Below are 19339 nucleotides of genomic sequence, written 5' to 3'. Positions count from 1 at the left end.
AGGTAGGGGTGGTCCACTGAAGGGACGCCGAGGAGAGGAGCGGGCAGATGGGCTGGTTCAGCCGGCGGCCCCGGATCGCCGAGGGAACCCCGACGAAGCTCGACCGGGAGGCCACCCGGGAGGACCTGGCCGCGCTGGAGGAGTTCGTCGCCGGTCACCGGGGGGTGGAGTTCTACCTCGAACCCGAGACCACCGCGACCGACACCACCGTGGTGGCGATCGCCCACGACGGCGAGTGGATCCGCCGCCGGACCGGCTCGCCACGGACGGCGGCCAAGCTGGCGCACCGGCATGCCGTGCCGCTCTACGAGGCGGCCAGGACCGGCTACCCGGAGCGGATGCGGGCCTGGAACCGGGCCCACCCGGAGCGTCGGATCCGCTGACTTTCCGTTCTCACCGGTCTGCTGGCCCCGTCGGTCGCCGCTCCCGTCCGCCCCGTCGACGGCGGCCCTACGCTGCGTCTGGCCCTGCCGGGCGATGGCCCGTTCCCGGTCGGGCGACCTCGACGGCCGGGGTGTGCCGGTGGGAAGGCCGCGCGGCTGTGGCCTGAGAGGGTGTGGGTGCGGCCGGTGTGTTCTCCCTGCCTCGCGCACCGGAGAACCCGCCCGTCCAGTGATCACCGCCACGTCGGGCCGACCGGTGTCCGCTGGGGCGGGCGGCGGGCGGCCCGCCGTCCACCCGGCTGGGTGGGCCGGGTGCGGGGAGCGTACGGAGTCTGCGGAATGGTCGGGGAACGGGTCGGGAACCCGTCCGGCCGGATCGCTCTGGCCGCCTCGGTGTCGCCTTGGTGTCGCCCTGGCACCGGCCCTGGGCTGCCCCGTGCCGGCGAGGGTCCCGCCGGCCGCAATGGCGACCGTGCCTTCCCCGCGTCGGTGACACATCGTCGCTGGTGAATGGTGGAAAGGGTGAACGATCGCCGTGCGTCGATTGGCTGTCTGCTCCGGGGTGGCCGGGCGATGGCCGTTGACCTCGGGGCGACGGGTGTGGCAGCATTCGCGGCCTGACGGCAGTGAAGGAAGCCGGTGTGATTCCGGCGCGGTCCCGCCACTGTCACCGGGGAGCGATCCCCCCTCGTGAGTCACGGCCGTGTGTCTGCGGTTGGAAGGCCGGGGGTGAGCGTCGATCCGGGAAGCCAGGATACTTCGGCCGTCGGAGAGCCCCAGGGCGTGGACACCCGAGGAGGACCCGATGACGCGCAGCGTCCCCATTGTCGACGACGACCGTCGTCTCCCGCTCCGGCGTGCCGCCGGGGCCGCGATCGGCCGCACCGCCGCTCCGGCGCTCAGTCGTGCCGCCGCCCCGGACTTCAGTCGTGCCGCCGTCTTGGGGTTCAGCGGCACCGCCGCCCCGGGGTTCAGCGGTACGGCCGCGTCGGCCGGTGGCCGCTGCGCCGGTCGCCCCACCGCGCACCGCTGACGACCGCGCCGACCCTCCGCGTCGGTCGACGCGGATGAGCCGGTACTCCTGCCGCCACCGCTGACCGGTGCCCACCCTCGCCTCACCCGACCACCCTCGCGGCGGCTCGGGTGTCACTCTCCGGAGCTGTCCGTGCGCATCCTGTTGTTGTCCACCGCCGACACCGACCTGCTCGCCGCCCGCGCCAGTGCCGCCGGCTACCGACTGGCCAACCCCGCCCGGGTCGGCGTGGACGCCGTGCCGGCGCTGCTCGACGGCGTCGACCTTGCCGTCGTACGCCTGCTCGGTGGCCGGCAGGCGTGGCCGGACGGCTTGGCGGCGGTGCTCGACTCCGGGGTGCCGACGGTCGTCCTCGGCGGCGAGTCGGTGCCCGACGCGGAGCTGACGGCGGCCTCCACGGTGGCCGCCGGAGTGGCCACCGAGGCGCTGTCCTACCTGGTCGAAGGCGGTCCGCGAAACCTGGCCCAGCTAGCCCGGTTCCTCTCCGACACGGTGCTGCTCACCGGCGAGGGCTTCGACCCGCCCGAGCCCACCCCGGCGTACGGGATCCTCGGCGACCCGCCGGTGGCCGGCGTGGGGGACGACGGGGGGCGGCCGACGGTCGGGATCGTCTTCTACCGGGCGCACGCGCTGGTCGGGAACACCGGCTTCGTCGAGACCCTGGCCGGCGCGGTCGGCGCGGCCGGTGGACACCCGCTGCCGATCTTCTGCGGCTCGCTGCGCGGCCTGGCCCCCGGCGACGGGCTGCTCGACCTGTTCGCCCGCTGCGACGCCCTCGTCGTCACCGTCCTCGCGGCCGGCGGGACGGTCGCCGCCGACGCCTCCGGCGGGGGCGACGAGGACGCCTGGGATGTCGGCGCGCTCGCCGCCCTGGACGTGCCGGTGATCCAGGCGCTCTGCCTGACCAGCACCCGGGACCAGTGGGCCGGCAGCGACGCCGGGCTCTCCCCGCTGGACGCGGCGATGCAGGTCGCCATCCCCGAGTTCGACGGCCGGATCGTCACCGTGCCGTTCTCCTTCAAGCGGATCGACGCCGACGGCCTGTCGGTCTACGTCGCCGACCCGGAACGGGCCGCCCGGGTGGCCGGCATCGCCGTCCGGCAGGCCCGGCTGCGGCACCTGGACAACGCCGACAAGCGGCTGGCGATCGTGCTCAGCTCGTACCCGACGAAACACTCCCGGGTTGGCAACGCCGTCGGGCTGGACACCCCGGCCTCGGCGGTCCGGCTGCTCGCCGCCCTCGCCGACGCCGGCTACCACCTCGGCGACGCGCCGCCGCCCACCGACGGGGACGCGCTGATCCACGCCCTGATCGCCGCCGGCGGGCACGACGTCGAGTGGCTCACCCCGGAACAACTCGCCGCCGCCGAGGCGCGGGTGCCCGGGGCGACCTACCGGCGCTGGTTCGACGCCGTGCCGGCCGGGCTGCGGGACCGGATCCGCGAGCACTGGGGTGACCCGCCCGGCCGGCTCTACACCGACGACGGCGACCTCGTCCTGGCCGGGCTGCGGCTCGGCAACGTGACGCTGCTGATCCAGCCGCCGCGCGGCTTCGGCGAGAACCCGATCGCCATCTACCACGATCCCGACCTGCCGCCGAGCCACCACTACCTGGCCGCGTACCGGTGGCTGGCGGCGTCGGTCGCCGACGGCGGCTTCGGCGCCGACGCGGTGGTGCACCTGGGCAAGCACGGCACCCTGGAGTGGCTGCCCGGCAAGGGGCTCGGCCTCGCCGCCGACTGCGCCCCCGACGCCGTCCTCGGCGACCTGCCGCTGGTCTACCCGTTCATCGTCAACGACCCCGGTGAGGGCACCCAGGCCAAACGCCGGGCACACGCCGTGGTCGTCGACCACCTGGTGCCGCCGATGGCCCGCGCCGAGACCTATGGCGACCTGGCGAGACTGGAACAGCTCCTCGACGAGTACGCCACCGTGCAGGCCCTCGACCCGACCAAGGTGCCCACCGTCCGGAACCAGATCTGGGACCTGGTGCGCGCCGCCGAACTGCACCACGACCTGCACACCGAGGCGATGCCGGCCGCCGACGACTTCGACGACTTCGTGCTGCACCTCGACGGCTACCTCTGCGAGGTCAAGGACGTGCAGATCCGGGACGGGCTGCACGTCCTCGCCGAGGCGCCCACCGGTGAGGCCCGGGTCAACCTCGTGCTCGCCGTGCTGCGCGCCCCGCAGGTCTGGGGCAACGCCCGCGCCCTGCCCGGCCTGCGCCAGGCGATCGCCGCCAGCGTCGGCCTGGACGAGCAGGAACTGCTGGCCGCGCCGGGGCGACGCCTCGCCGTCCCGGCCGCCCTCACCGACCTGGTGGACGGCCCCGCCGCCACCGCCGCCGACGCCGTCGACCTGGTGGAGGGGCTGGCCCGCCGGCTCGTCGTCGGGATGGAGACCCTGGGTTGGGACGGCGCGAAGGTCGACGCGGTGGTCGAGGAGGTGGTCGGCCGGCCCGTCGTCGCCGCCGCCGAGGTGCTGCGCTTCGCCGCCGCCGAGGTGGTGCCCCGGCTGGCCCGCACCACCGACGAGCTGACCCACACCCTCGGCGCGCTCGACGGCCGGTTCGTGCCGCCCGGGCCGTCCGGCTCGCCCACCCGGGGGCTGGTCAACGTGCTCCCCACCGGTCGCAACTTCTACTCCGTCGACCCGAAGGCGATCCCGTCGCGCAACGCCTGGGACGTCGGGGTGGCCCTGGCCGACTCGCTGCTGGCCCGGCACCTCGCCGACACCGGGGCGTACCCGCGTTCGGTCGGGTTGACCGTCTGGGGCACCAGCGCGATGCGGACCCAGGGCGACGACATCGCCGAGGTGCTGGCGCTGCTCGGCTGCCGGCCGGTCTGGGACGACCGGTCCCGCCGGGTCACCGGCGTCGAGGTGGTGCCGCCGGCCGAGCTGGGCCGGCCCCGGATCGACGTCACCGTCCGCATCTCCGGCTTCTTCCGGGACGCCTTCCCGCACGTCGTCGCCCTCCTCGACGACGCCGTCCGGCAGGTCGCCGCCCTCGCCGAGCCGGACGCCGACAACTACGTGCGGGCGCACGTCACGGCCGACGTCGCCACGCACGGCGACGAGCGCCGGGCCACCGCCCGGATCTTCGGCTCCAAGCCCGGGGCGTACGGGGCGGGGCTGCTGCCGCTGATCGACGCCCGGAACTGGCGCACCGACGCCGACCTCGCCGAGGTGTACGCCGTCTGGGGCGGCTACGCCTACGGCCGGGGGCTGGACGGCCGGGAGGCGCGGGCCGACATGGAACGCTCCTTCGCCCGGATCGCCGTGGCGGCGAAGAACCAGGACACCCGCGAGCACGACATCGTCGACTCCGACGACTACTTCCAGTACCACGGCGGGATGGTGGCGATGGTCCGCCACCTGACCGGCACCGCCCCGGCCGCCTACGTGGGCGACTCGGCGATGCCGCACGACGTGCGCACCCGCACCCTCGGCGAGGAGACCCGGCGGGTGTTCCGGGCCCGGGTGGTGAATCCGAAGTGGATCGCCGCGATGCGCCGGCACGGCTACAAGGGCGCGTTCGAGTTGGCCGCCACCGTGGACTACCTGTTCGGCTACGACGCCACCGCCGGGGTCGTCGACGACTGGATGTACGAGCACCTGGCCGAGGCGTACCTGTTCGACCCGCAGACCCGGGAGTTCCTGGAGCGGTCCAACCCGTGGGCGCTGCGCGGCATCACCGAACGGCTCCTGGAGGCCGCCGACCGGGGGCTCTGGGCCGCCCCCGAGCCGGCCACCCTGGACCGGCTCCGCGAGACGTACCTGGCCAGCGAGGGCGATCTGGAGGACCGACAGTGAGCGCGAGGAGTGAGCCGGGTTTGCGAGCCCCGCAGTCGCGAGCAGGTGGTGGCTCGGTGAGCGCGAGGAGTGAGCCGGGTTTGCGAGCCCCGCAGTCGCGAACGGGGGAGGTCCAGTGACCGGCTACCCGTTCTCCGCCGTCCTCGGCATGGACGACATGCGTCTCGCCCTGCTGCTCAACGCGGTCAGCCCGGCCATCGGCGGGGTGCTCGTGCGGGGCGAGAAGGGCACCGCCAAGTCCACCGCCGTCCGGGCTCTCGCCGGCCTGCTGCCGCCGGTGGACCGGGTCGCCGGCTGCCGGTTCGGCTGTGGCCCGGCCGACCCCGACCTGGCCTGTCCGGACGGGCCGCATCCGGCCGGGGCAACGGCCGAGCGTCGTCCGGCCCGGCTGGTGGAGCTGCCGGTCGGCGCTGCCGAGGATCGGGTGGTCGGCTCGCTCGACCTGGAGAAGGCCCTCGCCGAGGGGGTCCGCGCCTTCGAGCCGGGCCTGCTCGCCGCCGCCCACCGTGGCGTGCTCTACGTCGACGAGGTGAACCTGCTCCACGACCACCTGGTCGACCTGCTGCTGGACGCCGCCGCGATGGGCCGCTGTCACGTCGAACGGGAGGGCGTCTCGGTCAGCCACGCCGCCCGGTTCCTGCTGGTCGGCACGATGAACCCGGAGGAGGGGGAGCTGCGTCCGCAGCTACTCGACCGGTTCGGGCTCACCGTCGAGGTGGCCGCCAGCCGGGACCCGGCCGTCCGGGTGGAGGTGGTGCGCCGCCGGCTCGCCGCCGACGCCGACCCGGCCGGCTTCGCCACCCGCTGGGCCGCCGCCGACACGGCGGTGGCCGGCCGGGTCGCCGCCGCCCGGGACCGGCTCGACCGGGTACGACTGCCCGACGCCGCGCTGCGGCAGATCGCCGAGGTCTGCGCCGCGTTCGACGTGGACGGCATGCGCGCCGACATCGTCACCGCCCGTACCGCCGTGGCGCACGCCGCCTGGCAGGGCCGGGACCGGGTCACCGCCGACGACGTCCGGGTGGCCGCCCGGCTCGCCCTGCCGCACCGGCGTCGCCGCGACCCGTTCGACACCCCCGGGCTGGACGAGCAGCGCCTCGACGAGGCGCTGCGGCGGGCCCGCGACGAGCACCCCGACGACGACCCGCCCGAAACCGGCCCGGACGGCGGCCCCGACGGTGGCCCGGACGGTGGCCCCGGTGGCCCCGGTGGCCCCGGTGGCCCCGGTGGCCCCGGTGGCCCCGGTGGGCCCGGTGGGCCCTCGGGCGGTGGGCCGGCCGGCCGTGCCGACGGCGGTCCCGACCCGGGCGGCCCCGACGCCGCCGACCGGCCGCACCACGACGCCACCGGCCCGGACGCCGCCGGCCACCGCGCCGGCGGGCCGACGAACCGCGCCGACGGCCGCGCCCCCCGCACCGGCCCGACCTCCGCCCACCAGCCCGACGACCGTTGGCCGGACCGGCCCGACGACCGCTGGCCCGGCGACCACCGGCCCGACGACCACCGGGCCGACGGGGGGTCGGACCGTCCCGACGACGGGTCGGCCGGCCGACCGGGGGACGGCCCGGGGGGACCCGGCGGTCGGCCCGGCAGCACCGGACGCCCCGGCGGGCCGGGCGGGGACCCGGCGGCCGGGACGCCGTCGGTGGCCGTACCCGGCAGTGGGTTGACGGCCCGGTTGTTCACCGCGCCCGGGGTCGGCGACGGGGTGCCCGGCCGGCGGTCCCGGGCCCGGACCGGGCGGGGCCGGACCACCGGCGCGCGGATGCCCGCCGGCCGGCCCGACGCGCTGCACCTGCCGGCCACCCTGCGGGCCGCCGCCCCGCACCAGGTCGGCCGGGGCCGGCGCGGCGGTCCGCTGCTGCTGCGCGGCGACGACCTGCGCGAGGCGGTCCGGGAGGGACGCGAGGGCAACCTGGTGCTGTTCGTGGTCGACGCCAGCGGGTCGATGGGCGCCCGGCAACGGATGTCCGCCGTCAAGGGTGCGGTGCTCGCCCTGCTCACCGACGCCTACCAGCGGCGGGACCGGGTCGCGGTGGTCGCCTTCCGGGGCACCGGCGGGCAGGTCCTGCTGCCGGCCACCTCCTCCGTGCTGGCCGCCTCGGCGCGGCTGACCGAGCTGCCCACCGGCGGACGTACCCCGCTGGCCGAGGGGCTGCTCGCCGCCGCCGACCTGCTGCGGGTGCAGCGGCTGCGCGATCCGAAGCGGCGTCCGCTGGTCCTGGTCGTCACCGACGGCCGGGCCACCGCCGGCCCGCGCCCGCTGGCCCGGGCGGCCCGGGCGGCGGCCGTCCTCGCCGGAACCGGCGCGCCGTGCGTCGTGGTCGACTGCGAGTCCGGCCCGGTCCGCCTCGGCCTGGCCCGCCGGCTGGCCGGCCAGCTCGGCGCGGCCCACCACCGCCTCGACACGGTGGCCGTCGACCCGTTGGTCGGCCTCGCCGCGTCGCGCCCCACCCCGTCCCCCGGCACCGGGGCGACGGCGCGGTCCACCGCGGAACGTGACGGGAGACGTCCCCCGCGGGGGCCGGCGCACTCCACGATCGCGGTCGCCGTCGAGTCGAACAGGAGCGTGCGCTGATGCCGCAGGGCAAGCCGGACCACGTGCCCGCTGACGGGTTGACCACCCGGCAGCGGCGGCACCGACCGCTGACCATCGTCCACACCGGGCAGATGAAGGGGAAGTCGACGGCCGCGTTCGGGCTGGCGCTGCGGGCCTGGACCGCCGGGCTGCCGATCGGGGTGTTCCAGTTCGTCAAGAGCGCCAAGTGGCGGGTGGGGGAGGAGAACGCCTTCCGCGCCCTGGGCCGGGTGCACGCCGACACCGGCCAGGGCGCACCGGTCGCCTGGCACAAGATGGGTGAGGGCTGGTCCTGGATCCAGCGTGGCGGCGAGGCCGACCACGCCGCCGACGCCCTGGAGGGCTGGCGGCAGATCCAGCGCGACCTGGCCGCCGAACGGTACGGCCTCTACGTGCTCGACGAGTTCACCTACCCGATGAGGTGGGGCTGGGTGGACGTCGACGAGGTGGTCGACACGCTGGCCCGCCGGCCCGGCTTCCAGCACGTGGTGATCACCGGCCGGGACGCCGACCCCCGCCTGGTGGCGGCGGCCGATCTGGTCGCCGAGCTGACCAAGGTCAAGCACCCGATGGACGTCGGCCAGAAGGGCCAGAGGGGCATCGAGTGGTGACCGGACCGACGCGTCGTACCGACCAGCGCCGCCCGTACGGCAGCACGCCGGCGGGCCACCCGAGCGCCGACGGGCCGGCGGCGGAGCGACCGCCGGCCGTACCGGTCGGGCCCTGGGCGCTGCCCCGGCTGGTGGTCGCCGCCCCGGCCAGCGGGCACGGCAAGACCACCGTGGCCACCGGGCTGCTCGCCGCGCTGCGCCGCCGGGGCCTGACCGTCAGCCCGCACAAGGTCGGCCCCGACTACATCGACCCCGGCTACCACGCGCTCGCCGCCGGCCGGCCCGGCCGCAACCTCGACCCCTGGCTGGTCGGCGAGGACCTGATCGCCCCGCTGCTGCGGCACGGCGCGAGCGTCCCCACCCCGGCCGACGTCGCCGTGGTGGAGGGGGTGATGGGGCTGCACGACGGGGCGGTCGGCCGGGCCGGCTACGCCTCCACCGCGCACGTCGCCCGGCTGATCGGCGCACCCGTGCTGCTGGTCCTCGACACCACCGCCCAGGGCCGCTCGGCCGCCGCGCTGGTGCTCGGCATGCGCGCCTTCGACCCGGCGGTACGGATCGGCGGGGTGATCCTGAACCGGGTCGGCTCGCCCCGGCACGAGAGCCTGCTCCGCGCCGCGCTCGCCGAGGTGGGCGTACCGGTGCTCGGGGCGGTCACCCGGGCCGTCGAGGTGGCCGCGCCGGCGCGCCACCTGGGGCTGGTGCCGGTCGCCGAACGCGCACCGGAGTCGCTGGCGGTGGTCGACGCCCTCGCCGGGCTCGTCGAGTCCACCGTCGACCTGGCCGCCGTGCTCGACCTGGCCCGCAGCGCGCCGCCGCTGACCGTTGGAGCCTGGGACCCGGCCGCCGCCGTCGGCGGCCCGGCCGGCGGGGGCAACCCGGTCGTCGCGGTCGCCGCCGGGGCCGCCTTCACCTTCTCGTACGCCGAGACGGCCGAACTGCTCGCGGCGGCCGGCGCGACCGTGGCCCCGTTCGACCCGCTGCGCGATCCCGCACTGCCCGCCGGTGCCCGCGCCGTGCTGATCGGCGGCGGCTTCCCCGAGGTGCACGTCGAGGCGTTGGGCGCCAACGCCGCGCTCCGCGACGAACTGGCCGGCTTCGACGGGCCGGTGGTCGCCGAGTGCGCCGGGCTGCTCTACCTCGGCCGGGCACTCGACGGGGTGCCGATGTGCGGGCGGCTCGACCACACCGCCCGGATGACCGACCGGCTGACCCTCGGCTACCGCGACGCGGTCGCCGTCACCGACTCGCCGGTCCACGCCGCCGGCGACCCGGTACGCGGCCACGAGTTCCACCGCACCGGCACCGACCCCGGGCACGGCGACCGGCCCGCCTGGCGCTGGGACGGCACCGCCCACGGCTTCGTCACCGACCGGGTGCACGCCTCCTACCTGCACACCCACTGGGCCGGTCAGCCGCTGGCCGCCCGTCGCCTGGTCGAGGCGGCGAGCCGGTGACCGCCACCACGTTGACCGGGGTCGGGGTCGGACCAGGGGACCCGGAACTGCTCACCCTCAAGGCGGTCCGGGTGCTGCGGGAAGCCGACCTGGTGGTCGTACCGGTGCTGGACCGGCTGGCCGCGGACCCGTCGGCGCCGGCCGGCCGGGCCGAGACCACGGTACGCGCGCACGTGCCGGCGGACCGGCTGCGCCGGCTGCCGTTCGCCCTGGACGACCGGGGCGGGGTGACCGCCCGGCGGGAGCGGGCCTGGGACGCCGCCGCCCGGGCCGTGGTCGACGCCGTCGACCGGGGTGCCCGGTCGATCGCCTTCGCCACCATCGGCGACCCGAACGTCTACTCCACCTTCGGCTACCTCGCCCACGGCGTGCGGGCGCTGCGGCCGGCGGTGCGGGTGCGCACGGTCCCCGGCGTCACCGCGATGCAGGAGCTGGCCGCCCGCAGCGGCGTCCCGCTCTGCGAGGGGCGGGAACCGCTGACCCTGCTGCCGGCCACCGCCGGCCTGGCGCTGGTCGCCGACGCCCTGGCCGGCCCCGGCACCGTCGTGGTCTACAAGGGCTGGCGTCGCCACCGGGAACTGGTCGACGAACTGCGCCGGCAGGACCGGCTGGCCGACGCCGTGCTCGGTCGGGGCCTCGGCCTGCCCGACGAGCGGATCGGGCCGGTCGGGGCCGCCGCCGACGACCCGCCGTATCTGTCGACGCTGCTGGTCCCGGCCCGCCGGGACCGCCGGGGAGGAAAACTGTGACCACCACCGGAAAGGTCTGGTTCGTGGGGGCCGGGCCCGGCGCCGCCGACCTGCTGACCCTGCGGGCCGCCCGGGTGATCGGCGCGGCCGACGTGGTGGTCTGGGCGGCCAGCCTGGTCCACGCCGACGTGCTGGCCCACGCCCGGCCCGACGCCGAGATCGTCGACTCGTCACGGCTGCCCATCGAGGGCGTGCTGCCGCTGTACCGGCGGGCCGCCGCCGACGGGCTCACCGTGGCCCGGATCCACTCCGGCGACCCGGCGCTCTGGGGTGCCGTGCAGGAACAGCTCGACCTGTGCCGGGCCCTCGACCTGGCCGTGGAGATCGTCCCCGGAGTCTCCTCGTTCACCGCCGTGGCCGCCATCGTCGGCCGGGAACTGACCGTCCCCGAGGTGGCCCAGTCGGTGATCCTCACCCGCCTGGAGGGCGGCCGGACGCCGATGCCGGCGGGGGAGCGGGTCCGCGACTTCGCCCGGCACGGCACCACCATGGCGCTGTTCCTCTCCGCCGCCCGCTCCGGGCAGGCGCAGGCGGAACTGCTCGCCGGCGGCTACCCGGCGGACACCCCCGTCGTGGTGGCCTACCAGGCGACCTGGCCCGACGAGCTGGTGGTGCGCTGCGCCCTCGGCGACCTGGCGGCCACCGTCAAGGAGCACAGGTTGTGGAAGCACACCCTGTTCCTGGTCGGCCCGGCGCTGGCCGCCGCCGGCACCCGCTCGCATCTCTACCACCCCGGGCACTTCCACACCTTCCGCCGGGCCGAGCCGACCGCCCGCGCCGAACTGCGCCGGTCCCGTGCCACACCGGGGGACGGGCCGAGGTGACGTACGCCGAGCCGCCGTTGCGTGAGCCGGACCTGCCACGGACCGCGAAGGTCCGGCCGGTCGCGCTGCGTACCGGCTGGACCACCGGCGCCTGCGCGACGGCGGCGGCGAAGGCGGCGGTGACCGCCCTGGTCACCGGTGTGCCCCAGCGGGCGGTGGAGATCGGGCTGCCCGCCGGGCAACGGGTGACCTTCCCGGTCGAGCGTTGCGACCTCACCCCGCTGCCCGAGCCGCAGGTGGCGGCGGTCGTGGTCAAGGACGCCGGGGACGACCCGGACGTCACCCACGGCGCGCACCTCACCGCCACCGTCGGCTGGCGTACCCGGCCCGGCCTCGACCTCGCCGGCGGCCCCGGCGTCGGCACCGTCACCCGACCCGGGCTCGGCCTCGCCGTCGGCGGCCCGGCCATCAACGACACCCCCCGGCGGATGATCGGCCAGGCCGTCGCCGAGGTGGTCGACCTGACCGAGGTGGGCGTCCGGGTGGTGATCAGCGTGCCGGGCGGCGAGGTGATGGCCCGCCGGACCACCAACCGGCGGCTCGGCATCCTCGGCGGCATCTCCATCCTCGGCACCACCGGCATCGTCCGGCCGTTCTCCACCGCCTCCTGGCGGGCCAGCGTGGTGCAGGCGGTGCACGTGATGGCCGCCCAGGGGGAGCGGACCGTGGTGCTGTGCACCGGCGGGCGTACCGAGCGGGCCGCCCGGGAGCTGCTGCCGGAGCTGCCCGAGGTGTGTTTCGTCGAGGTCGGCGACTTCACCGGCGCGGCGGTCACCGCCGCCGTCGGCGACGGGATGACCGGGGTGGTGTTCGTCGGGATGGCCGGCAAGCTGGCCAAGCTCGCCGCCGGGATCCTGATGACCCACTACACCCGGTCCCGGGTGGACCTGTCGCTGCTCGGCACGGTCACCGCCGAGGCCGGCGGGGACGCCGACCTGGTCGCGGCGGTGACGGCGGCGAACACCGGACGGCACGCGTACGAGCTGTGGGAGGCCGCCGGGCTGCTCGGCCCGGCCGGTGACCTGCTCTGCGGCCGGGTCCGCCGGGTGCTGCGCCGCTTCGCCGGGCCGGTGCCCACCGTCGACGTGGCCATGGTGGACTTCGCCGGGTCCCGGCTGGTCGCCTCCTCGGGGCGGTGGCCGGCGTGACCGGCCCGGGGCAGCCCGGCCCGGCCGGCCACCCGCCGGGTCCATCCGGAGCGCCGGCCTGCGCACCGGGCCGGCGGGCGGACGCGGCGGTGGTGACCGTGGTGGGGGTGGACGCGGCCGGCCGGCCGGAGCCGGCCGAGGCGCGGGCCGCCCTCGCCGCGGCCCGGCTGGTCGTCGGGGCGGCCCGGCACCTGGCCGCCGCGCCGGTGCCGGACGGTGCGGAGACCGTCGTGCTCGGCCCGCTCGCCCCGGCGCTGGACCGGCTCGCCGCCGCGCACCGCGCCGGTGCCCCGGCCGTCGTGCTGGCCAGCGGCGACCCCGGGCTCTTCGGCGTCGTACGGCGGCTGCGGGCGGCGGGGCTGCCGGTGCGGGTGCTGCCGGCGGTGTCCAGCGTGGCCGCCGCGTTCGCCCGCGCCGGGGTGGACTGGGACGGCGCGGCCGTGGTCACCGCGCACGGGCGGGACCTGCGCCCCGCGCTGAACGCCTGCCGGGCGCTGCCCACCGTCGCCGTGCTCACCGCGCCGGGCGCCGGAGCCGCCGAGATCGGCGCCGGGCTGGCCGGCTGGTCCCGCCGCCTGGTGGTCGCCGAGCACCTCGGCACCGCCACCGAACGGGTCACCTGGACCACCCCGGAAGGGGCCGCCGCCCGCCGGTGGGACGACCCGCACGTGGTGCTCAGCCTCCCCCCGGCCGTCGGCACCGCGCCCGGGGCACCGGCCGCCCCCGCCGGCCCCGGTGCCGGACTGCCGGGCCGCCCCGGCGAGGTCGGTCCGGTACGGGCCGACAACCAGCCGGCCGCCGCGCCCGCGACCGGCTGGGCGCTGCCCGAGTCCGCGTACCGGCACCGGGACTCGATGATCACCAAGGCGGAGGTGCGCGCCCTCGCCGTCGCCCGGCTCCGGCCCCGGCTCGGTCGCCTGGTCTGGGACGTCGGCGCGGGCAGCGGCTCGGTGGGCATCGAGTGCGCGCTGCTCGGCGCGGCCGTGATCGCGGTGGACCGGGACCCGGCGGCCCCGATCGCCGGCAACGCCGCCCGGCACCGGGTCGACGTCCGGGTGGTGACCGGCGTCGCGCCGGCCGCGCTGCGCGGGCTGCCCGACCCGGACGCCGTCTTCGTCGGCGGCGGCGGGACGGACGTGCTCGCCGCCGTGGCCGGCCGCCACCCCGAGCGGGTGGTGGTCACCCTGGCCGCCCTGGACCGGGTCGCCCCGGCCGTCCACCTGCTGCGCGACGCCGGCTACCGGGTGGCGGGCAGCCAGCTCGCCGCCGCCCGCCTCGCCGACCTGCCCGGCGGTTCCATCCGACTCGCGGCCACCAACCCGGTGGTCGTCCTCACCGGGGAGCGCCCGTGACCAGCCCCGCACCGCACCGCGTCGGACTCGTCGCGGCCACCGCCGCCGGTCGGCGGCATGCCCATGTCCTCGCCGCCGCCTGGCCGCACGCCCGGCTCGTCGAGGCCGGCGGCGTCGCCGACGCGCTGCGTACCGCCTGGGCGGAGTGCGACGCGGTGGTGGCGTTCCTGGCCACCGGGGCGGTGGTCCGGATCCTCGCCCCGCTGCTCGGTGACAAGCGCACCGACCCGGCGGTGGTGGTGGTCGACGAGGCCGCCCGGCACGCCGTCGCCCTGCTCGGTGGCCACGCCGGGGGCGCGAACCGGCTCGCCGTCGAGGTGGCCGCGCTGCTCGACGCCCGGCCGGTGGTCACCACCGCCACCGACGCCGCCGGCCTGCCCGGGCTGGACACCCTCGGCTGGCCGGTGGAGGGGGCGGTGGCGGCGGTGTCCCGGGCGATCCTCGACGGCGAGCCGGTCCGGCTGGTCGCCGACGCGGTCTGGCCGCTGCCCGCGCTGCCCCCGAACGTCCACCCCGGACCGCCGGCCGGTGCCGGTCGGGAGCCGGACGACGGGTACCGGCTGCTGGTCACCGACCGGATCGTCGCCTCGGACGACCGGACCGCGGTGCTCCGGCCGCCGTCCCTGGTCGCCGGCGTCGGGTCCAGCCGGGGGGTGCCCGCCGCCGAGGTCGCCGCGCTGCTGCGCCGGGCGCTCGCCGACGCCGGCCTGAGCCCGGCCAGCCTGCGCTGCCTGGCCAGCGTCGACGTCAAGGCCGACGAGGCGGGCATCCGGGCGACCGCCGACGCGCTCGGCGTACCCCTGGCGACCTGGCCGGCGGCGGAGCTGGCGGCGGTCGACGTGCCGCACCCCAGCGAGGTGGTCCGCGCCGCCGTCGGCACGCCCAGCGTGGCGGAGGCCGCCGCGCTGCGCGGTGGCGGGACCCTGCTGGTGCCGAAGACCGCGTCGGCGATGGCCACCGTCGCGGTCGCCCGGCACGCCCCGCGCGGCCGGCTGGCCGTCGTCGGCCTGGGTCCCGGCGCGGCCGACCTGCGCACCCCGCGCGCGGTCGCCGAGCTGCGCCGGGCCGCCGTGGTCGTCGGCCTCGACCAGTACGTCGACCAGGTCCGCGACGTGCTCCGGCCGGGCACCCGGCTGCTGGTCAGCGGGCTCGGCGCGGAGGAGGAGCGGGCCCGCGCCGCCGTCGCCGAGGCCACCGCCGGGTACGCCGTCGCGCTGGTCGGTTCCGGCGACGCCGGGGTGTACGCGATGGCCAGCCCCGCCCTGGAGTACGCCGACGAGCGGATCGACGTGGTCGGGGTGCCCGGGGTGACCGCCGGGCTGGCCGCGTCCGCCCTGCTCGGCGCGCCGCTCGGGCACGACCACGTCTACCTGAGCCTGTCCGACCTGCACACCCCGTGGGGGGTGATCGCCCGGCGGGTCGCCGCCGCCGCCGAGGCGGACCTGGTGGCGCTGCTCTACAACCCGCGCAGCCGGGCCCGCGACTGGCAGCTCGGCGCGGCCCTGGGGACCTTCGCCGCGCACCGGCCGCCGGACACCCCGGTCGGCGTGGTGCGCAACGCCAGCCGGCCCGACGAGTGGGTGCACCTGGCCACCCTGGCCACCGTCGACCCGACCGTGGTCGACATGTACGGCCTGGTGGTGGTCGGCAGCTCGCGGACCCGGATGGTCGGCGGCCGGATGGTCACCCCCCGGGGCTACCGGTGGCGTCGGTGAACCCCTGCGCCGGGCCGGTGGACGTCGACGTCGTCGCGCCGGTGGTGATCGACGCCTGTCAGGGCTGCGGCGCCTGCCTGCGGACCTGCCCCAGCCACGCGATCCGGCCTGTCCCCGGCGGGTTGACCGTCCGCGCCGACCGCTGCACCGGCTGCCTGGAATGCCTGGAGATCTGCCCGGTGGACGCCATCCGTACCACCGCCGAACCCCGAGGAGAACGATGACCACCACCCCGACCGACGCCCCACCGGTGGGCCGGTGGAGCCGCGCCGAGCGGTTCCGCCTCGGCGGCGTCGTACTCGCCGTCGCCGCCCTGCACGTCGCCGGCTGGAGCCTCTACCTGTACTGGAACGGCCGACCGGCGGCGGCCGGCGGGCTGGCCGGAGCGGGCACCCTGGCGTACCTGCTCGGGGTGCGGCACGCCTTCGACGCCGACCACATCGCCGCCATCGACGACACCACCCGGCTGATGCTGCTGCGCGGTCGGCGCGCGGTCGGCGTCGGCTTCTTCTTCGCCCTCGGCCACAGCGCGGTGGTGCTGCTGCTCGCCCTGGTGGTCGGGCTCGCCTCGGCCCGGCTGACCGGACCCGAGCTGGCCGGGGCGCGGGAGGTCGGGGCCACCGTCGCGGTGGTCACCGCCACCGCGTTCCTGGCCCTGGTGGCGGCGCTCAACGCGGCCGTGCTGGTGGGGCTGGCCAAGCTCTGGCGGGGCCTGCGGGCCGGTACGCTGGACGAGGCCGAACTGGACCTGCTGCTGCTCAACCGGGGGCTGGTGCAGCGCATCCTCGGGTCCCGGGCCCGCTCGCTGGTCCGCTCGTCGTGGCACATGGCCCCGGTCGGTTTCCTCTTCGGCCTCGGCCTGGAGACCGCCAGCGAGGTGACCCTGCTGTCGCTGTCGGCCAGCACCGCCGCCGTCGGTGGGCTGCCGGTGCTCGCCCTGCTCACCCTGCCGCTGCTGTTCGCCGCCGGGATGTCCGCGATGGACACCGCGGACAGCCTGCTGATGGCCCGCGCCTACTCGTGGGCGTACCGGCAGCCGGCCCGGCGGCTCTGGTACAACCTGGCCACCACCGCGATGACCGTGCTGGTCGGCGGCCTGGTCGCCAGCGTCTACCTGGCCGACCTGCTGGTCTCGCACCTGGGTCTGACCGCGCTGTCCGGGTACGCCGCCCTCGCCGACCACTTCGAACAGCTCGGCTACCTGGTGGTGGCGCTGTTCGTGCTGGCCTGGGTGGGTGCGATGGCGCTGTGGAAGCTGCGCGGCCACGACCGCCGGTACGGGTCGGGCGCGCCCGCCGCCGGGGGCGGGCGGTGACCCGGGTCGTCCACCCGATCGAGCGGGAGTCGTACCGCATCCTGCGGGACCGGGCCGACCTGGCGCACCTGCCGGCCCTGACCCGCGCGGTCGTCGAGCGGGTGGTGCACGCCAGCGCCGACCTCGACTACGTCACCGACCTGGTCTGCGACGAGGCCGCGCTGGCCGGCGGGCTGGCCGCGCTGCGGACCGGCGCGCCGATCGTCACCGACGTGTGGATGGTGGCCGCCGGGATCACCCGCGCGGGACGGGAGATCGTCTGCCCGGTCGCCGAACCGGTCGCCGGCGACCTGGCCCGCCGCAGCGGGCTGACCCGCTCGGCGGCGGCCGTCCGGATCGCCCTGGACCGGGTCGGGCCGGGCGCGGTCTGGGTGGTCGGCTGCGCGCCGACCGCGCTGCGCGAACTGCTCACCCTGGACGCGGCGCCGGCCCTGGTGGTCGGCCTGCCGGTCGGCTTCGTCGGCGCCGCCGAGTCCAAGGCGGCGCTGCGGGCCAGCGGCCTGCCGGCCGTCTCCAACGTCGGCGAGAAGGGTGGCTCGGCGGTCGCCGCCGCCGCCCTCAACGCCCTGCTCTACCAGGAGGAAACATGACCGCGCTGGTCATCGTCGGGCACGGTACGCGCAGCGCGGCCGGGGTCGACCAGTTCGCCGGGCTCGTCGACCGGGTCCGCCGCCGGAACGCCGTCGGCGAGGTCGAGGGCGGCTTCATCGAACTGTCCCGCCCGCCGCTGACCGACGCGGTGGCCACGCTGGTCGGCCGCGGCCACCGGGCGCTGGTCGCGTTGCCGCTGGTGCTCACCGCCGCCGGCCACGGCAAGGGCGACATCCCCGCCGCGCTGGCCCGCGAACAGCACCGGCATCCCGGCCTGAGCTACCGGTACGGCCGTCCGCTCGGCCCCCACCCGCTGCTGCACACCGCCCTGGCGGAGCGGATCGACACCGCGTTGGCCGGCGCCGACCGGGCCGGCACCTGGGTGGCGCTGATCGGCCGGGGCTCCACCGACCCGGACGGCAACGCCGAGGTGGCCAAGGTGGCCCGGCTGCTCTGGGAGGGGCGCGGCTACGCCGGGGTCGAACCGGGGTTCGTCTCCCTCGCCGAGCCGTCCGTGCCGGCGGTGCTGGAGCGGCTGCGCCGGCTCGGCGGCCGGCGGATCGTGGTCGCCCCGTACTTCCTGTTCGCCGGGGTGCTGCCGGACCGGATCGTCGCCCAGGCGCGGGCGTACGCCGCCGCCCACCCGGAGCTGGACGTCCGGGTGGCCGACCCGATCGGCGACTGCGACGCGCTGGCCGACCTGGTCCTGGAGCGGCACGCCGAGGCGCTGCGCGGGGACATCCGGATGAACTGCGACACCTGCGCGTACCGGGTGTCGCTGCCGGGCTTCGCCGACAAGGTGGGTCGGCCGCAGACCCCGCACGACCACCCCGACGACCCGGTCGACGGGCACGACCACCACGGCCACGACCATCAGGGGCACGGCGGGCACGGACACGGGCACGGGCATCAGGGGCACGGCGGGCACGGGCACGGCCGTCGTGGGCCCGATGGCCGGGGGGTCGAGCTGGGGCCGGGGCAGGTGGCCGTCGTCGGTGGCGGACCGGGCCCCGACGACCTGATCACGGTACGGGGCCGGGCGCTGCTCGACGCGGCGGACGTGGTGGTGGCCGACCGGCTCGCCCCGCGCGGACTGCTCGCCGGCCTGCGTCCCGAGGTGCTGGTGGTCGACGCCGGCAAGGTGCCGAGGGGCCCGTCCGTCGGACAGGACACCATCAACGAGGCCCTGGTCGGCCACGCCCGCGCCGGCCGGCGGGTGGTCCGGCTCAAGGGCGGCGACCCGTACCTCTTCGGTCGGGGCCACGAGGAGGTGCTGGCCTGCGCCGCCGCCGGGATCGAGACGGTCCTGGTGCCCGGGGTGAGCAGCGCCGTCGCCGGTCCCGCCCTGGCCGGCGTCCCGGTCACCCACCGGGGGGTGGCGCACGACGTCACGATCGTCTCCGGGCACCTGCCGCCGGACCACCCGGACTCCCTGGTGGACTGGGCGGCGCTGGGGCACGCCCGGGGCACCCTGGTGCTGCTGATGGCGGTGGACACCGTCGACCGGATCGCCAAGGCGCTGATCGGGCACGGCCGGGCCCCGGACACCCCGGTGCTGGTGGTACAGGACGCCGGGCACCCGCGGCAGCGGGCGCTGCCCACCCGGCTGGACGAGGTGGGGGCGCTGACCGTCCGGGAGGAGGTCCGCCCGCCGGCGCTGTTCGTGGTGGGAGCGGTGGTCGGGCTGCGCGGCTGACCGACGGGCCGGCCGGCCCGGTTTCCGTAGTCCGGGCCGGCCGCCCCCGACGCGGGTGGGTCGAGGTGCGA

13 protein-coding genes, 1 pseudogene and 1 riboswitch are annotated in these 19339 nt (G+C 77.2%); all 14 genes and pseudogenes read left to right on the top strand.

The features are described from left to right. Positions 1 to 47: 47 nt before the first annotated feature. Complete coding sequence (locus ACIQG9_RS00755; protein WP_400396768.1) at positions 48 to 383, top strand: hypothetical protein; 336 nt, start codon at positions 48 to 50, stop codon at positions 381 to 383. 629 nt (positions 384 to 1012) lie between these two features. Then, a riboswitch (cobalamin riboswitch) is annotated at positions 1013 to 1143 on the top strand. A 405-nt stretch (positions 1144 to 1548) separates the two neighbouring features. Further along, positions 1549 to 5232 (top strand): cobaltochelatase subunit CobN, encoded by a 3684-nt coding sequence (gene cobN, locus ACIQG9_RS00750; protein WP_400396766.1) that lies wholly within the window; start codon positions 1549 to 1551, stop codon positions 5230 to 5232. A gap of 56 nt (positions 5233 to 5288) precedes the next feature. Continuing rightward, positions 5289 to 7678 (top strand): annotated as a pseudogene (locus ACIQG9_RS00745) (VWA domain-containing protein); the annotation flags it as partial. A 131-nt stretch (positions 7679 to 7809) separates the two neighbouring features. Further along, entirely contained in the window at positions 7810 to 8421 is a 612-nt protein-coding gene (gene cobO / locus ACIQG9_RS00740) for a cob(I)yrinic acid a,c-diamide adenosyltransferase (RefSeq protein ID WP_400396764.1), read from the top strand. 119 nt (positions 8422 to 8540) lie between these two features. Beyond that, positions 8541 to 9878, top strand: a complete 1338-nt coding sequence (locus ACIQG9_RS00735; RefSeq protein ID WP_400398746.1) for a cobyrinate a,c-diamide synthase — start codon at positions 8541 to 8543, stop codon at positions 9876 to 9878. Then, positions 9875 to 10627, top strand: a complete 753-nt coding sequence (gene cobI / locus ACIQG9_RS00730; RefSeq protein ID WP_400396761.1) for a precorrin-2 C(20)-methyltransferase — start codon at positions 9875 to 9877, stop codon at positions 10625 to 10627. Before ACIQG9_RS00735 ends, cobI begins: the two co-directional genes overlap by 4 nt. After that, positions 10624 to 11451: a precorrin-4 C(11)-methyltransferase gene (cobM, locus tag ACIQG9_RS00725; RefSeq protein ID WP_400396758.1), complete on the top strand. Its 828-nt coding sequence runs from the start codon at positions 10624 to 10626 to the stop codon at positions 11449 to 11451. The genes cobI and cobM overlap by 4 nt, the downstream gene beginning before the upstream one ends. Next, a complete protein-coding gene (locus ACIQG9_RS00720) occupies positions 11448 to 12599 on the top strand; it encodes a cobalt-precorrin-5B (C(1))-methyltransferase (RefSeq protein ID WP_400396755.1) in 1152 nt (383 codons plus the stop codon). Before cobM ends, ACIQG9_RS00720 begins: the two co-directional genes overlap by 4 nt. Next, entirely contained in the window at positions 12587 to 13951 is a 1365-nt protein-coding gene (gene cbiE / locus ACIQG9_RS00715) for a precorrin-6y C5,15-methyltransferase (decarboxylating) subunit CbiE (protein WP_400396752.1), read from the top strand. The genes ACIQG9_RS00720 and cbiE overlap by 13 nt, the downstream gene beginning before the upstream one ends. Next, complete coding sequence (cobJ, locus tag ACIQG9_RS00710; protein ID WP_400396750.1) at positions 13948 to 15666, top strand: precorrin-3B C(17)-methyltransferase; 1719 nt, start codon at positions 13948 to 13950, stop codon at positions 15664 to 15666. Before cbiE ends, cobJ begins: the two co-directional genes overlap by 4 nt. 17 nt (positions 15667 to 15683) lie before the next feature. Next, complete coding sequence (locus ACIQG9_RS00705) at positions 15684 to 15890, top strand: DUF362 domain-containing protein (RefSeq protein ID WP_400398745.1); 207 nt, start codon at positions 15684 to 15686, stop codon at positions 15888 to 15890. Then, complete coding sequence (locus tag ACIQG9_RS00700; RefSeq protein WP_400396747.1) at positions 15887 to 16981, top strand: HoxN/HupN/NixA family nickel/cobalt transporter; 1095 nt, start codon at positions 15887 to 15889, stop codon at positions 16979 to 16981. Before ACIQG9_RS00705 ends, ACIQG9_RS00700 begins: the two co-directional genes overlap by 4 nt. Then, a complete protein-coding gene (locus ACIQG9_RS00695; protein WP_400396744.1) occupies positions 16978 to 17571 on the top strand; it encodes a precorrin-8X methylmutase in 594 nt (197 codons plus the stop codon). Before ACIQG9_RS00700 ends, ACIQG9_RS00695 begins: the two co-directional genes overlap by 4 nt. Next, positions 17568 to 19268 carry a uroporphyrinogen-III C-methyltransferase gene (gene cobA / locus ACIQG9_RS00690; protein ID WP_400396741.1) on the top strand — a complete coding sequence of 567 codons (1701 nt, stop codon included), beginning with the start codon at positions 17568 to 17570 and terminating at the stop codon, positions 19266 to 19268. Before ACIQG9_RS00695 ends, cobA begins: the two co-directional genes overlap by 4 nt. Positions 19269 to 19339: the final 71 nt, after the last annotated feature.

It is taken from the genome of Micromonospora sp. NPDC092111 (assembly GCF_044755745.1).
Classification (GTDB): Bacteria; Actinomycetota; Actinomycetes; order Mycobacteriales; family Micromonosporaceae; genus Micromonospora.
Note: the sequence above shows the minus strand (reverse complement) of the source record. Positions and strands in the feature narration are given on the sequence as shown.